This window comes from Pseudomonas iridis (assembly GCF_017980685.1).
In the GTDB taxonomy this organism is placed as follows: domain Bacteria; phylum Pseudomonadota; class Gammaproteobacteria; order Pseudomonadales; family Pseudomonadaceae; genus Aquipseudomonas; species Aquipseudomonas iridis.
In genome coordinates, this window is record NZ_JACXXO010000008.1 from 133,083 (window position 1) to 147,378 (window position 14,296).

Consider the following 14,296-nt stretch of genomic DNA (forward strand, 5'->3'; position numbering starts at 1 on the left):
GGATGGTCGCATCCAGTGTCAGTGACGTCGTTTACAGCTTTTTTCTGCCCTGTCTGGCCATCTGAACTGCATAAAAACGGCGCAAACAGGCGTGAAAACCGCTACGGCGTTAGTGAGCATGAGTGCGTCGGTGCCAGACGCCGTACGAGCTATCAAAAGCCTGATGATGCGGGCATTCCGGCGGATCGCAGCTTGAGCGTAGCAGCTCCGCCAGCGGGCGCTTCATGCCCCGGATCAGCATCCTCAGGAGCTCTGCAGCAATGGCTATCAGCGTTTTCGACCTGTTCAAAATCGGCATCGGCCCTTCCAGTTCCCACACCGTCGGGCCAATGCGCGCGGCGGCATTGTTCATTGAGTCGCTGCGTGACAGGCATCAGTTGGAACAGGTGCGGCGCATTGAGGTTCAGCTTTTCGGTTCGCTGTCGGCCACAGGTATCGGTCACGGCAGCGACAACGCGGTGATCATGGGGTTGATGGGCGAGTGGCCGGACGGGATCGATCCGTCGCAGATCGGCCCGCGCATCCAGGCCCTGCGTGAAACCCACACACTTCTCTTGGATGGTCGCTTGTCGGTGCCGTTTGTCTGGGCCCGCGACATGCGCCTGATCGAGGAAAACCTGCCGTTCCATCCCAATGCCATGACCCTGGTTGCCGAAGGCGATCACGGCGAACTGCATCGCGACACCTACTATTCGGTCGGCGGCGGGTTTGTCGTGGATGAGGCGCAGGCGTCCAGCGGTGTGGTGGATCTGGATCGCACTGAGTTGCCTTATGACTTTTCCAGCGCCGTCGAGCTGCTGGAACTGTGCAAGAAGCACAACCTGCGTGTGGCGGAACTGATGCTGGCCAACGAAAAAGTCTGGCGCAGTGAAGAAGAGATTCGCGCCGGGCTGATGAAGCTGTGGCGGGCGATGCAGGATTGCGTCGAACAGGGCTTGAAGCACGAGGGCATCCTGCCCGGCGGTTTGAATGTGCGTCGCCGTGCGGCGAAGTTGCACCGTAGCCTGCAGGAGCTGGGCAAGCCGAATGTGATTGGCTCGACGCTGAGCGCGATGGAGTGGGTCAACCTATTCGCCCTCGCCGTGAATGAAGAGAACGCCGCGGGTGGGCGCATGGTCACGGCGCCGACCAACGGCGCGGCGGGGATCATTCCGGCGGTGTTGCACTACTTTATGAAGTTCAGCGAGGCGGTGACTGACGCCAACGTCGTCGATTACCTCCTCGGTGCGGCGGCGGTCGGGATTCTGTGCAAGAAGAATGCGTCGATCTCCGGTGCTGAAGTCGGCTGTCAGGGCGAAGTCGGCTCGGCGTGCGCGATGGCGGCGGCGGGGCTGGCGGAGATTCTTGGCGCCACACCCGAGCAACTGTGCAATGCGGCGGAGATTGGCCTGGAGCACAACCTTGGGCTGACGTGCGATCCGGTAGGTGGCCTGGTGCAAGTGCCGTGCATCGAGCGCAATGCGATTGCGGCGGTGAAAGCAATCAACGCAGCGCAGATGGCGCTGCGTGGCGACGGGCAGCACTTTATCTCGCTGGACCGGGTGATTCGCACCATGCGCGATACCGGCGCCGATATGCATGACAAATATAAAGAAACGTCGCGCGGTGGCTTGGCGGTGAGCGCGGTTGAGTGCTGAGTCAGCTCCACCGAGGTGAATTCTTCGTCGGAACGCCGCCCGGAGACAAGCTCGCTCCCACATTGGAACCTGGCGTTCACACATTTTTGTGTTCACTGGAGATCTGTTGTGGGAGCGAGCCTGCTCGCGAAGGGGCCAGACCAGTCAAAACTGCTCACCAAGTGAACACAGACAATAAATCACGCCACCTTTTAGCGCGTCGCAATCAGATAAGAGTCTTTCCCAGCTGTTACACGAAATCGGCATCCCTACCGTCCGTCACCCGCGCCTTAGGTGACATTCCCCGGCAACCGTGCGCAGGCCAGTTCCCACAAGTGCTACCGATATGCTCACACCCCTCGGGGCAGGGCTTTCAATGGCGGCGATGGCACTTCGAAATACCCTTCGTCGGACGTCTCGAATAGACACGTCGCGACGTCGTTTTCAGGAGTTGTTGAACGGCCATTCAATTTTAGGCATGGCAATTGCTCTGTCATAACAAAGCCCGTCTCCCCTGCGAGAGCGCCGGCAATAACAAGAGCCTCCGCCTGAGGCCATCACCCGCATTGTGTGAGGAGATACCGCGATGACGTCGTTCAACTCCGGGGCCCAACCCCAGAACCGTACGCCTCAATCCATCGGCTTTCTGCTGCTGGACAATTTCACGCTGATTTCTCTGGCCTCCGCAGTTGAACCTCTGCGCATGGCCAACCAATTGTCCGGTCGCGAGCTGTATCGCTGGAGCACCCTCACCGTCGATGGCGGCCAGGTGTGGGCCAGTGACGGTCTGCAAATCACCCCTGACGCCTCCATGCACAAAGCGCCGCCGCTGGACACCGTGATCGTCTGCGGTGGCATCGGCATCCAGCGCACCGTTACCCGTGAACACGTCTCATGGCTGCAAAGCCAGGCGCGTCAGTCCAAACGTCTCGGTGCCGTGTGCACCGGCAGTTGGGCCCTGGCCTGCGCCGGCCTGCTCGACGGTTTCGATTGCAGCGTGCATTGGGAATGTCTGGCGGCGATGCAGGAAGCTTTCCCGCGCGTGGCGATGAGCACTCGTTTGTTCACCCTCGACCGCAACCGTTTCACCAGTTCCGGCGGTACCGCGCCGCTGGACATGATGCTGCACTTGATCAGCCGCGATCATGGCCGTGAACTGTCCGCCGCGATTTCCGAGATGTTCGTCTACGAGCGTATCCGCAACGAGCAGGATCACCAACGCGTGCCGCTCAAGCACATGCTCGGCACCAACCAGCCGAAACTGCAAGAAATCGTCGCGCTGATGGAAGCCAATCTGGAGGAGCCGATCGATCTGGATGAACTGGCGGTGTACGTCGCCGTGTCGCGTCGGCAGCTCGAGCGCCTGTTCCAGAAATACCTGCACTGTTCGCCGTCGCGCTACTACCTCAAGCTGCGCCTGATTCGCGCCCGGCAATTGCTCAAGCAGACGCCGATGTCGATCATCGAAGTGGCGTCGGTGTGTGGTTTTGTGTCGACGCCGCACTTCTCCAAGTGCTACCGCGAATACTTCGGCATTCCGCCGCGTGACGAGCGCGTAGGGTCCAACACCACCCAGCAAGTGGCGATGCTGCCGCTGCCGCAAGCGATTGTGATGTCGCCGCTGTCGGGGCCGATGTCGGCGTTGAGCCAGGCGCGCAATGAGTCGACGTTTGCCAGTGTAAGGCTGTAGACCGAGGCGCTTTCATCGCTGGCAAGCCAGCTCCCACAGGATCTGTGTTGGACACAAATGTTGTGTTCACCCGGATCACTGTGGGAGCTGGCTTGCCAGCGATGGCGGTTCGTCAGGCGCTATGGCTTTGCTGATAGTCCGCCAATGCCGGCAACAACTGTTTGTCGATGGCCTGACGCACTGCGGGCTGGATACTGGCGCCACTGGTGTACATGTCCTTGACCATCTTGCGCAGCTCGGATGCCCTTACATTATCCAGCCCACGCACCGCACACTCGCAGGCCTGCTCAGCCGTGGAGCCGATCGGCACCTGAAACCCCAATGCCTTGAGCTGTCCCAACAGGTCTTCCTGATCAATCAAGTCGGCGTACATCATGAGGCGAATCCTTCTTCGGCAACGGAGGTCGTGGTTCGATTCTGGTAGGCGGGTGAAGTGACGGCAAGAGCGATTTGTCGCAGTGGCCGCGACGGCTATGAACAGGTCGTTTTCGGCTAACTCGCTGTTCAGGGGAGTCGGCACACTGAACGCAGCTTGCAACACGAAGGTTTGGTCACCCTCGCCTCGCAGCTCCTCAACAGTAGCCTCTGCCCCGATCCAGTCACGGCTGGTATCGGGTTTTTTTTGGCTGTGAATCAGCAAGACCTAGGTGGATTCATCGCGGTCTACCGGGCAGGCGGGAGGGCGATGATGCGGCCTATGTAAGCGGGGGCGGGCAGATCGGTTTGCGCGGCGACGATGGCTTGCAGGTGATTCAGCGTGTCGGGGGTGAACGGTGCCGAGCGTGGGCCGGCGAGATCGACATGCAGCAACATTTGCTCGTTGCCGGCCAGTTCCTGGGGATCGCCGACTTTGTGCAGGCTGTGATAGAGGTGCAGGCGTTTACTGTCGTGGCCGATGATTTGCGTGCGCACTTCGACGTCGGTGTCGAGCTTCACTTCGTGCAGGTAGTTGAGGTGCAGTTCGAGGGTAAACAGCGAGTGGCCGCTGGCTTCGCGGTTGTTGCTGTCCATGCCGAGGCGATCCATCAGGGCGTCGGTGGCGTAGCTGAAAATCAGCAGGTAAAAGGCATCGCGCAGATGGCCGTTGTAGTCGACCCAGTCAGGGATGATGCGGGTTTGGTAGGTGGTGAGGGTGGGCATGATTGGGTTCCGGGCAGTTGGATGGTCTTCAGGATCAAAAGCTACCCCCTCACCCCAGCCCTCTCCCCCAGGGGGGCGAGGGGGGAAGGGAGCCGATCTTTTTGCGATTTAAAACTTGAGTTCGGCTAGGTAGTTCAGGTCGGCGTCACTCGCAAGAGCACCTCGGTCAGTCCCCTCTACCTCTGGGAGAGGGCTAGGGTGAGGGCAGCAATGTCATTCCAAACGCATCACTCGCTAAAACTCATCCCATGCTTTTCCTTGGTAGCCTTCACCGCCTCCAGCACCGCCAGCAGGCAATCATCACGATAGCGCTCCAGCGCCGAAATACTACGTTCGCCAAGCTGCTCGCTGGTGCCATCGACCACGTCATCAATCAACTTGTCAGTCAGTTCCGGGGCCGCCAGATACGTCCACGGCAACTGCAAGGCCGGGCCGAATTGCGACATGAAGTGGCGCATCCCGGCATCACCACCGGCCAGCGTGTAGGTCAGGAAAGTGCCCATGAACGACCAGCGCAGACCCGCGCCAAAGCGGATCGCATCGTCGATCTCGCCCGTTGTGGCGACGCCATCGTTAACCAGGTGCAGCGCCTCACGCCACAGCGCTTCAAGCAAACGGTCAGCGATGAATCCAGGCACTTCCTTACGCACGTGCAGCGGGCGCATGCCGAGGGATTCGTAGACCTTCATCGCCGCCTGCACGGCTTCAGGCGCGGTGTTCTTGCCGCCGACTACTTCCACCAACGGCAGCAAGTAGACCGGGTTGAATGGATGGCCGACCACGCAGCGTTCCGGGTGGGTCGAGCTCTCGTAAAACTCGCTCGGCAGCAGGCCAGAAGTGCTGGAACCGATTAACGCGTTCGGCTTGGCGGATGCGCTGATTTTGCTGTGCAATTCCAGTTTCAGTTCCAGACGTTCCGGCGCGCTTTCCTGAATGAAATCGGCATCACGCACGCATTCTTCGATGGTCGCGACGAAGCGCAGACGATCCTGCGAGGCGCCGGTCGCCAGGCCGTTTTTCTCCAGCGCACCCCAGGCATTGGCGACGCGTTTGCGCAATGCCGCTTCAGCGCCGGGCGCCGGGTCCCAGGCCACGACATCGAGGCCATGGGCGAGGGCACGCGCGACCCAGCCGCTGCCGATGACACCGCTGCCCAGCGCGGCGAAGGTTTTGATTTCGGTGATAAAGCTCATTGGTCATGTCCTAAAGAGTTCGCAGAACCCTGTGGGAGCGGGCTTGCCCGCGATGGCGTCGGCACTACTGAAAAAATCTGTCGGTAGAACAGCCGTCATCGCGGGCAAGCCCGCTCCCACAAGGTCATGGGTAAGTTCGAATTAACCGCGCTGGGTCAGGCCCATTTTCTTGCGGCCTTCCGCCGGAGTCAGCACACGAGCGCCGAGGCGGCTGAGGATTTCGGTGGCGCGTTCGACCAGTTGGCCGTTGGTCGCGAGCACGCCCTTGTCCAGCCACAGATTGTCTTCCAGGCCGACCCGCACGTTGCCGCCGAGCAGCACGGCTTGCGCCGCCATCGGCATCTGCATGCGGCCAATGCCGAACCCGGCCCACACGGCATCCGCCGGCAGGTTGTCGACCATGGCTTTCATGGTGGTGGTGTCGGCCGGCGCGCCCCACGGGATGCCCAGGCACAGCTGAAACAACGGATTGTCGAGCAGACCTTCCTTGATCATCTGCTTGGCGAACCACAGGTGACCGGTGTCGAAAATTTCCAGTTCGGCCTTCACACCCAACTCGGTGATGCGTTTGGCCCCTGCGCGCAGTTGCGCCGGGGTGGAGACGTAAATGGTGTCGCCGTCGCCGAAGTTCAGCGTGCCGCAATCGAGGGTGCAGATTTCCGGCAGCAGTTCTTCGACATGAGCGAGGCGGGTCAGCGGGCCGACCAGATCGGTGTTCGGGCCGAACTCCATCGGGTTCTCGCCCGCGCCGATTTCCAGGTCGCCACCCATGCCGGCCGTGAGGTTGACGATGATGTCGACGTCCGACTCGCGGATCCGCTCCATCACTTCGCGGTACAGCGCCACGTCACGGCTGAACTTGCCGGTCTGTGGATCACGGACGTGGCAATGCACCACCGTGGCGCCAGCCTTGGCGGCTTCCACGGCGGCTGCAGCGATCTGTTTCGGGGTGACCGGCACGTGCGGGCTGCGGGCGGTCGTGTCGCCAGCACCGGTGAGTGCGCAGGTGATGATGACGTCGTGGTTCATGGTGCGGTTTCCTTCAGGCGTGATGGGTCTGTCCGCAGCCCTTGTCGGGCTGCGAAGCGGTGATTCGGGGGTGATTTACTTGCTGGTCAGTTGCAGGTTTTCAGCGGCCGGTTTTCCATCGAAAGTGGTCACACCTTCGAGCCAGCGCTGCTTGTCTTCGGGGTGATCCTTGAGCCATTGCCTGGCGGACTCGAAGGCGTCCTTGTGATCGAGCAGTGGTTGCATCATCCGGCTCTCGTCTTCGGCGGTGTACGTCAGGTTGGTCAGCAGGCGACCGATGTTCGGGCATTGTTCGGCGTACTTGGGCGACGTGACCGTCCATACGGTGGCCATGCCTTCGTTCGGGCCGAGGGCGTCTTCGCTACCGGTGAGGTAAGTCATCTGCACGTTGACGTTCATCGGGTGCGGCGCCCAGCCGAAGAACACCACGGCCTCTTTGCGGCGCACGGCGCGATCAACCGCCGCGAGCATGCCGGCTTCGCTTGATTCGACCAGTTGGAATTTGCCGAGGCCGAACTGGTTCTTGGCGATCATTGCCTTGATCTGCGTGTTGGCGCCCGAACCCGGCTCGATGCCGTAAATCTTGCCGCCCAGTTCTTTCTCGAATTTGGCGATGTCAGCGAAGGTTTTCAGGCCCTTGTCAGCCAGATAAGTCGGCACGGCGAGGGTGGCGCGGGCGTCTTTCAGGCTCGGCGCATCAAGGACCTTGACCTGATTGGCGTCGACGAACGGCGTGATGGTCTGGGTCATCAGCGGGTTCCAGTAGCCGAGGAACAGGTCCAGACGCTGATCGCGTATCCCGGCGAAGATGATTTGCTGGGACGCGCTGGTTTGTTTGGTGTTGTAGCCGAGGCCGTCGAGCAGGACCTGGGTCATGGCGCTGGTAGCGATCACGTCGGTCCAGTTGACCACGCCCATGCGTACGTTCTGGCAAGACGCGGGTTCGGCCGCCATGACGCTGGCGCTCAAGAAAGCGGTACCGCTGAGTGCAAGAACACAGCTGCTGATCAGTCGTTTCATGTCGGGTTCCTCGGCAGGTCGTTTATTGTGGGGCCCGGCGTCTGATGCGCCGGTGATGCAAAGTTACGCAGCAATGCGCCCGTGAAAGCGCACTACGGCGACCGGCACTTGCACTGTAGCGACCTGTGCGCTTGAACGCTGACGACAATCGGCGTATCAACGACCCCACGCTACCCGCCAACCGAGTGCGCCCATGTCCCAGGATTTTTACTTTTTGCTGATGCCGGGGTTTTCCGCGATCGGCTTTATCTCCGCGATCGAACCGCTGCGGGTGGCAAACCGCTTTCGCGGCGAGCTGTACCGCTGGCATGTTCTGAGCGCCGATGGCGGGGCAGTGCTGGCGAGTAATGGCATGTCGGTCAACGCTGACGCGGCGCTGGAGCCGCTGAAGAAGGGCGCGACGCTATTAGTGGTCGCCGGATTCGAACCGCTGAAATTCGCCACGCCAACGCTTGAGCACTGGCTGCGCCGCCTGGATAACGAAGGCGTCACCCTTGGCGCCATCGACACCGGCAGCTTCGTCCTGGCCGAGGCGGGCCTGCTCGAGGGCCATCGCCTGACCCTGCATTGGGAAGCGATCGATGCGTTCAAGGAATCTTATCCACAACTCAGCGTGACGCAGGAGCTGTTCGAGATTGACCGGCGGCGCATCACCTCGGCCGGCGGCACGGCTTCCATTGACTTGATGCTCGACCTGATCGCCCAGGCCCACGGCCCGCAACTGGCGATCCAGGTCAGCGAGCAGTTCGTGCTCGGCCGCATCCGCCCGCGCAAAGACCACCAGCGCATGGAAGTCGCCACGCGCTATGGCATCAGCAACAAGAAGCTGGTTCATGTGATTGGCGAGATGGAACAGCACAGCGAACCGCCGCTGAGCACGCTGCAACTGGCGGAATCGATCAAGGTCACGCGGCGACAACTGGAGCGCTTGTTTCGGCTGCACCTGAACGACACACCGAGTAATTTCTATCTGCGCTTAAGACTGGAGAAGGCTCGGCAGTTGTTGCGCCAGACGGATATGAGCGTGCTGGAAGTCAGCATTGCCTGCGGGTTTGAATCACCGTCGTATTTCACTCGCAGCTACCGGGCGAAGTTCGCACGCTGTCCGCGAGAAGACCGCCGCACGGCACAAGCCTGATGGGGGCACAAAAACCAATGTGGGAGCGAGCCTGCTCGCGAATGCGGTGTGTCATTCAATACCACTGTCGACAGACAGATTGCATTCGCGAGCAGGCTCGCTCCCACAGTTGATTTGTATCGTCTGAAAGAATGCTTACTTCTTCACCAACGCCGAGCACGCCGCTTTATAAGCCTCATGCTGATACTTGTTCAACGTCCCCGGCAGCTCGAAATTGTGCTTCTTGGCCTGTGCATTGATCGTCTGCGGCGACAGCAGCGTCACCTCACACCCATCGAGCAACTGAAACACACCCTCGATCTTGAACGTCGTCGGCCCACCGGCAAATTCACCCTTCTTGCTGCGCTTCTTGATCGCAATCCGGTCAATCGAATTCTCCCGCACAAACGACGCGACCTGCGCGGCGAAGCGTTTGACGTTGGCTGCCTCGTCGTCATCGTCGAGGGCGATTTTCTTGGTGGCGAGAGGGATGTGGCTCAGGGTCGAACCGTCGAGAGCGGCCACGGCGATGATCGCTTCGCTGCCTTTGATTTCGATGCCGCAGATGTTCATGGGAATTCCTTTGAATGAAGAGGGCTGCTTACAGCTCAAGCTGATTGGCCGTGATGCCGAACGCTGCTGCAATTTTCTCGCGGGTTGCCTTGCGTGGCTTCGCTACCGTTTCTTGTTGAGCGAACGCCGGTTGTGAAATACCCAGGCGCTTCGCCACTTCTTCCTGTGTCAGATTGAGATGTTCGCGCCAGGCGCGGATTGGTGTCGCCCCGTCGACCAATCGACTGACCACCTCGTGAGGGATCAGATCCGGCTGCATTTTCTGTGCGACGTATTGCGCATAGGGAGTGACCACGAAGGCGGGTTTGCCCTCGGCGTCGTTGATGATTTGGATGTCGGCAGATTGGCTCATGGTGCTGAAAATATAAGTCTTTTATAAGATTTGCGGATATTCACTTATATTTTTCAGTCGGCCAATCAACAACGTTTGTCGGCATGTTGCCGAAGTTCCGGGATCACTCTTGCCCAATCGACTCCAAAAACTCCGACCGTTCATCACTCATCCGCGCCACGCAATCGTTCTGCGCAATCGTAAATGCCTTGCTTCCCGCCGTTGCCGGAAATGCTTCCACCGCGCAATCCGCATCCCGCGTCTTCAGCCATTGCTGCTGGGCGGTCTTGAGTTTGGCGGTGATGTCAGCCAGTTGCGCCGGATTCTTGCCGTACGCGGTCTGCATGCGTTCGGTGAGGCTGGCGTAGTTGTCCTTGAGCAGGTCTTCGGCCGCGGTGCGGCTGTAGGCTGAGCACTCCAGGGTCTGCACGTCGTTTTCGACTGCGTCGCACGGGTTGTTGTCGGACTCTTCGGCGGCGTGTACGCCGGTCGCAATCAGTGCCAGGGCCAGGAAGATCGATTTCATTGAGGTCGCCGCTCTCATCCAGTGGTGTATCCAAGATGCGGGGGATTCTGGCTCAAGCTGGCGGGCTTGAACAGGTAGCTGATCGGAGCGTCTTACGACCCTTTGTCGCGGATTGACGCTTTCGGCAATTCCCCTGTCGTTTTTGCACCCGGTCGCCCCGGCACCGAGGCATATGCTGGCCCCAAAGCGCCGGCAGACGATTCGGCGCATGAATCGCCAATAAGGGGACGCCTGATGAGCCCAGCCGAATTACACGCCGACAGCATCGTTATCGACGGTCTGATCATTGCCAAATGGAACCGCGAGCTGTTCGAAGACATGCGCAAGGGCGGTCTGACGGCGGCCAACTGCACTGTGTCGGTGTGGGAAGGCTTTCAGGCGACCGTCAACAACATCGCTGCCAGCCAGAAGCTGATACGCGAGAACAGCGACCTGGTAATGCCGGTGCGCACCACCGCCGACATCCGTCGCGCCAAGGAGCAGGGCAAGACCGGCATCCTCTTCGGCTTCCAGAATGCCCATGCGTTTGAAGACCAGATCGGTTACGTCGAGGTGTTCAAGCAGCTCGGCGTCGGCATCGTGCAGATGTGCTACAACACTCAGAATCTGGTCGGCACCGGTTGCTACGAGCGTGATGGCGGGCTGTCGGGTTTCGGTCGCGAGATCGTCGCCGAGATGAACCGCGTTGGTGTCATGTGCGACCTGTCCCACGTCGGTTCCAAGACCTCCGAGGAAGTCATCCTCGAATCGAAAAAACCGGTCTGCTACTCCCACTGCCTGCCGTCGGGGCTCAAGGAGCACCCGCGCAACAAGTCCGATGAAGAACTCAAATTCATTGCCGACCACGGCGGTTTCGTCGGCGTGACCATGTTCGCGCCGTTCCTCGCCAAGGGCATCGATTCGACCATCGACGACTACGCCGAAGCCATCGAATACGTGATGAACATCGTCGGCGAAGACGCCATCGGCATCGGCACCGATTTCACTCAGGGCCACGGCCAGGACTTTTTCGAATACCTGACCCACGACAAGGGCTACGCCCGCCGTCTGACCAGCTTCGGCAAGATCATCAACCCGCTGGGCATCCGCACTGTCGGCGAGTTCCCGAACCTGACTGAAACCCTGCTCAAGCGCGGCCATCCTGAACGCGTGGTGCGCAAGATCATGGGCGAAAACTGGGTCAACGTCTTGAAAGACGTCTGGGGCGAGTAACGCTTTCCAAGACCGCCGCCGAACTGCCCCCTCTCCTGTGGGAGAGGGCTGGGGTGAGGGCTGCGGCCAACACTGAATCTAAAACTTTTCTGGAGTTAAGTTTCCATGGCCAAGATCGCCCCGCAATTGCCTATCGAAGTCGACAGCGAAACCGGTGTCTGGACCTCCGACGCCCTGCCAATGCTGTACGTGCCGCGTCACTTTTTCGTCAATAACCACATGGGCATCGAGGAAGTGCTGGGCGCCGAAGCCTACGCTGAGATCCTCTACAAGGCCGGCTACAAATCTGCCTGGCACTGGTGTGAAAAAGAAGCTGAATGTCACGGCCTGGAAGGCGTTGCGGTGTTCGAGCATTACATGAAGCGTCTGTCGCAGCGCGGCTGGGGCCTGTTCAAGATTCAGGACATCGACCTCGATAAAGGCACCGCCAGCGTCAAGCTCGAGCACTCGGCGTTTGTCTACGTCTACGGCAAGGTCGGGCGCAAGGTCGACTACATGTTCACCGGCTGGTTTGCCGGCGCGATGGATCAGATTCTTGAAGCTCGCGGCAGCAAGATTCGCACGGTTGCCGAGCAAGTGTACGGTGGCTCCGAAGAAGGCCACGAAGACGGCTTGTTCACCGTCAAGCCGTTGTAAGTCGAGGAACCCGTCATGGCTTTCGAAGCAATGTTCCAGCCGATCCAGATCGGCAAACTGACCATCCGCAACCGTGTGCTCAGCACCGCGCACGCCGAGGTCTATGCGACTGACGGCGGCATGACCACCGACCGCTACGTCAAGTATTACGAAGAGAAAGCCAAGGGCGGGATCGGCCTGGCGATTTGCGGCGGTTCGTCCAGTGTGGCCATCGACAGCCCGCAAGGCTGGTGGAAATCGGTGAACCTGGCGGACGACCGGATCATCCCGCACTTCCAGAACCTGGCCGACGCCATGCACAAACATGGCGCCAAGATCATGATCCAGATTACCCACATGGGTCGTCGCTCGCGTTGGGACGGCGAGCATTGGCCAACCCTGCTATCGCCGTCGGGCATCCGTGAACCGGTGCACCGCGCGACCTGCAAAACCATAGAGCCGGAAGAAATCTGGCGGGTGATCGGCAACTACGCCACCGCTGCTGGCCGCGCAAAGGCCGGTGGTCTGGACGGCGTTGAGCTGTCCGCCGTGCACCAGCACATGATCGACCAGTTCTGGAGTCCGCGCGTCAACAAGCGCACCGATGAATGGGGTGGCAGTTTCGAGAACCGCATGCGTTTCGGTCTGGAAGTGCTCAAGGCTGTGCGCAAGGAAGTCGGCGACGATTTCTGCGTCGGCATCCGCTTGTGCGGCGACGAATTCCACCCGGACGGCTTGTCCCACGAGGACATGAAACAGATCGCCAAGTACTACGACGACACCGGCATGCTCGACTTCATCGGCGTGGTCGGTTCGGGTTGCGACACCCACAACACCCTGGCCAACGTTATCCCCAACATGAGTTATCCACCGGAGCCGTTTCTGCACTTGGCGGCCGGGATCAAAGAGGTGGTGAAAGCCCCGGTGCTGCATGCGCAGAACATAAAGGACCCGAACCAGGCCACCCGGATTCTTGAGGGCGGTTATGTCGACATGGTCGGCATGACCCGCGCGCACATCGCCGACCCGCACCTGATCGCCAAGATCAAGATGGGCCAGATCGACCAGATCAAACAGTGTGTGGGCGCCAACTATTGCATCGACCGTCAATACCAGGGTCTGGACGTGCTGTGCATCCAGAACGCCGCGACGTCCCGTGAATACATGGGCGTGCCGCACATCATCGAAAAATCCACCGGCATCAAGCGCAAAGTCGTGGTCGTCGGTGCCGGCCCGGCCGGGATGGAAGCGGCGCGGGTGTCCGCTGAACGTGGCCACGACGTGACGCTGTTCGAGAAGAAAGAATTCATCGGCGGGCAAATCACTACTGCATCGAAAGCACCGCAGCGCGACCAGATCGCCGGCATTACGCGCTGGTTCCAGTTGGAACTGGCGCGCCTGAAAGTCGACCTGCGTCTGGGCACTGCTGCCGATGTTGCCACGATCATGGATTTGCGTCCGGACGTGGTGGTGCTGGCGGTTGGCGGTCATCCGTTCCTTGAGCAGAACGAACACTGGGGCGCGGCCGAAGGGCTGGTGGTCAGCAGTTGGGACGTGCTCGACGGCAAGGTTGCGCCGGGCAAGAACGTGCTGGTCTACGACACCATTTGCGAGTTCACCGGGATGTCGGTTGCCGACTTCCTCGCCGACAAGGGCAGCCAGGTCGAGATCGTCACCGACGACATCAAACCCGGCGTGGCCGTTGGCGGTACGTCGTTCCCGACTTACTACCGCAGCATGTATCCGAAAGAAGTGATCATGACCGGCGACATGATGCTCGAGAAGGTCTACCGCGAGGGCGACAAACTGATCGCGGTGCTGGAGAACGAATACACCGGTGCCAAAGAGGAGCGGGTGGTCGATCAGGTGGTCGTGGAAAACGGCGTGCGTCCGGACGAAGAGCTGTATTACGGGCTCAAGGAAGGATCGCGCAACAAGGGCCAGATCGATATCGATGCGTTGTTTGCGATCAAGCCGCAGCCATCGCTGAGTACCACGGGTGACGGCTATTTGCTGTTCCGCATCGGCGACTGCGTGGCGCAGCGCAACACACACGCCGCGATCTACGACGCACTGCGGTTGTGCAAGGATTTCTGACGGCTTGCACCAAACCCTGTGGGAGCGAGCCTGCTCGCGAATGCAATCTGTCAGTTGACGATGATGTCGACTGACTCACCGCTTTCGCGAGCAGGCTCGCTCCCACAGTAAAGCGGATCGTGTTTCTCCAGGTTGCA

Annotated in this window: 14 protein-coding genes; 6 read left to right on the forward strand and 8 right to left on the reverse strand. The window is 60.1% G+C overall.

Features of this window, described 5'->3' with window-relative positions; all coding sequences use genetic code 11:
- Positions 1-260: 260 nt before the first annotated feature.
- Entirely contained in the window at positions 261-1,637 is a 1,377-nt protein-coding gene (locus IEQ42_RS15290; protein WP_210704071.1) for an L-serine ammonia-lyase, read from the forward strand.
- A gap of 565 nt (positions 1,638-2,202) precedes the next feature.
- Positions 2,203-3,306, forward strand: coding sequence for a choline metabolism transcriptional regulator GbdR (gene gbdR / locus IEQ42_RS15295; protein ID WP_210704072.1), 1,104 nt, complete (start codon positions 2,203-2,205; stop codon positions 3,304-3,306).
- 112 nt (positions 3,307-3,418) lie between these two features.
- Here gbdR and IEQ42_RS15300 read toward each other — a convergent pair whose 3' ends face one another.
- The 5 genes from IEQ42_RS15300 to IEQ42_RS15320 all read right to left on the reverse strand — a co-directional run bounded on the left by IEQ42_RS15300 (position 3,419) and on the right by IEQ42_RS15320 (position 7,688).
- Complete coding sequence (locus tag IEQ42_RS15300) at positions 3,419-3,682, reverse strand: hypothetical protein (protein ID WP_150593754.1); 264 nt, start codon at positions 3,680-3,682, stop codon at positions 3,419-3,421.
- A 287-nt stretch (positions 3,683-3,969) separates the two neighbouring features.
- Complete coding sequence (locus IEQ42_RS15305) at positions 3,970-4,446, reverse strand: thioesterase family protein (RefSeq protein ID WP_210704073.1); 477 nt, start codon at positions 4,444-4,446, stop codon at positions 3,970-3,972.
- Between the two features lie 227 nt (positions 4,447-4,673).
- Positions 4,674-5,639 (reverse strand): L-carnitine dehydrogenase, encoded by a 966-nt coding sequence (locus tag IEQ42_RS15310; RefSeq protein WP_210704074.1) that lies wholly within the window; start codon positions 5,637-5,639, stop codon positions 4,674-4,676.
- 141 nt (positions 5,640-5,780) lie between these two features.
- Positions 5,781-6,668, reverse strand: coding sequence for a 3-dehydrocarnitine:acetyl-CoA trimethylamine transferase CdhC (gene cdhC / locus IEQ42_RS15315; protein ID WP_042561466.1), 888 nt, complete (start codon positions 6,666-6,668; stop codon positions 5,781-5,783).
- Between the two features lie 75 nt (positions 6,669-6,743).
- On the reverse strand, positions 6,744-7,688 hold the full coding sequence (locus IEQ42_RS15320) for a choline ABC transporter substrate-binding protein (RefSeq protein WP_210704075.1): 945 nt from the start codon (positions 7,686-7,688) through the stop codon (positions 6,744-6,746).
- A 193-nt stretch (positions 7,689-7,881) separates the two neighbouring features.
- Between IEQ42_RS15320 and IEQ42_RS15325 the strand changes: the two genes are divergently transcribed.
- Positions 7,882-8,826, forward strand: coding sequence for a GlxA family transcriptional regulator (locus IEQ42_RS15325; protein WP_210704076.1), 945 nt, complete (start codon positions 7,882-7,884; stop codon positions 8,824-8,826).
- A gap of 135 nt (positions 8,827-8,961) precedes the next feature.
- Here the strand turns inward: IEQ42_RS15325 and IEQ42_RS15330 are convergent, their stop codons facing one another.
- From IEQ42_RS15330 to IEQ42_RS15340, 3 genes are all read right to left on the reverse strand, one after another.
- Entirely contained in the window at positions 8,962-9,378 is a 417-nt protein-coding gene (locus IEQ42_RS15330) for a DUF3010 family protein (RefSeq protein ID WP_150593657.1), read from the reverse strand.
- Positions 9,379-9,406: 28 nt separating this feature from the next.
- On the reverse strand, positions 9,407-9,730 hold the full coding sequence (locus IEQ42_RS15335; RefSeq protein ID WP_210704077.1) for a helix-turn-helix domain-containing protein: 324 nt from the start codon (positions 9,728-9,730) through the stop codon (positions 9,407-9,409).
- A 103-nt stretch (positions 9,731-9,833) separates the two neighbouring features.
- Entirely contained in the window at positions 9,834-10,235 is a 402-nt protein-coding gene (locus IEQ42_RS15340) for a lysozyme inhibitor LprI family protein (protein ID WP_210704078.1), read from the reverse strand.
- Positions 10,236-10,469: 234 nt separating this feature from the next.
- On the opposite strand from IEQ42_RS15340, the gene IEQ42_RS15345 reads away from it, so the two are divergent.
- The 3 genes from IEQ42_RS15345 (at position 10,470) to dgcA (ending at position 14,159) form a co-directional block, all read left to right on the forward strand.
- A complete protein-coding gene (locus IEQ42_RS15345; RefSeq protein ID WP_034153590.1) occupies positions 10,470-11,447 on the forward strand; it encodes a dipeptidase in 978 nt (325 codons plus the stop codon).
- A 105-nt stretch (positions 11,448-11,552) separates the two neighbouring features.
- Positions 11,553-12,083, forward strand: a complete 531-nt coding sequence (locus tag IEQ42_RS15350; RefSeq protein WP_047303843.1) for a DUF5943 domain-containing protein — start codon at positions 11,553-11,555, stop codon at positions 12,081-12,083.
- A gap of 15 nt (positions 12,084-12,098) precedes the next feature.
- Positions 12,099-14,159, forward strand: coding sequence for a dimethylglycine demethylation protein DgcA (gene dgcA, locus IEQ42_RS15355; RefSeq protein ID WP_150601896.1), 2,061 nt, complete (start codon positions 12,099-12,101; stop codon positions 14,157-14,159).
- The last annotated feature ends 137 nt before the right edge of the window (positions 14,160-14,296 follow it).

What these genes read in the sequence shown, in the direction of transcription:
- IEQ42_RS15290 (WP_210704071.1), top strand. Translation starts at nt 261, where the DNA reads ATGGCTATCAGCGTTTTCGACCTGTTCAAAATCGGCATCGGCCCTTCC.
- gbdR (WP_210704072.1), top strand. Translation starts at nt 2,203, where the DNA reads ATGACGTCGTTCAACTCCGGGGCCCAACCCCAGAACCGTACGCCTCAA.
- IEQ42_RS15300 (WP_150593754.1), bottom strand. Translation starts at nt 3,682, where the DNA reads ATGATGTACGCCGACTTGATTGATCAGGAAGACCTGTTGGGACAGCTC.
- IEQ42_RS15305 (WP_210704073.1), bottom strand. Translation starts at nt 4,446, where the DNA reads ATGCCCACCCTCACCACCTACCAAACCCGCATCATCCCTGACTGGGTC.
- IEQ42_RS15310 (WP_210704074.1), bottom strand. Translation starts at nt 5,639, where the DNA reads ATGAGCTTTATCACCGAAATCAAAACCTTCGCCGCGCTGGGCAGCGGT.
- cdhC (WP_042561466.1), bottom strand. Translation starts at nt 6,668, where the DNA reads ATGAACCACGACGTCATCATCACCTGCGCACTCACCGGTGCTGGCGAC.
- IEQ42_RS15320 (WP_210704075.1), bottom strand. Translation starts at nt 7,688, where the DNA reads ATGAAACGACTGATCAGCAGCTGTGTTCTTGCACTCAGCGGTACCGCT.
- IEQ42_RS15325 (WP_210704076.1), top strand. Translation starts at nt 7,882, where the DNA reads ATGTCCCAGGATTTTTACTTTTTGCTGATGCCGGGGTTTTCCGCGATC.
- IEQ42_RS15330 (WP_150593657.1), bottom strand. Translation starts at nt 9,378, where the DNA reads ATGAACATCTGCGGCATCGAAATCAAAGGCAGCGAAGCGATCATCGCC.
- IEQ42_RS15335 (WP_210704077.1), bottom strand. Translation starts at nt 9,730, where the DNA reads ATGAGCCAATCTGCCGACATCCAAATCATCAACGACGCCGAGGGCAAA.
- IEQ42_RS15340 (WP_210704078.1), bottom strand. Translation starts at nt 10,235, where the DNA reads ATGAAATCGATCTTCCTGGCCCTGGCACTGATTGCGACCGGCGTACAC.
- IEQ42_RS15345 (WP_034153590.1), top strand. Translation starts at nt 10,470, where the DNA reads ATGAGCCCAGCCGAATTACACGCCGACAGCATCGTTATCGACGGTCTG.
- IEQ42_RS15350 (WP_047303843.1), top strand. Translation starts at nt 11,553, where the DNA reads ATGGCCAAGATCGCCCCGCAATTGCCTATCGAAGTCGACAGCGAAACC.
- dgcA (WP_150601896.1), top strand. Translation starts at nt 12,099, where the DNA reads ATGGCTTTCGAAGCAATGTTCCAGCCGATCCAGATCGGCAAACTGACC.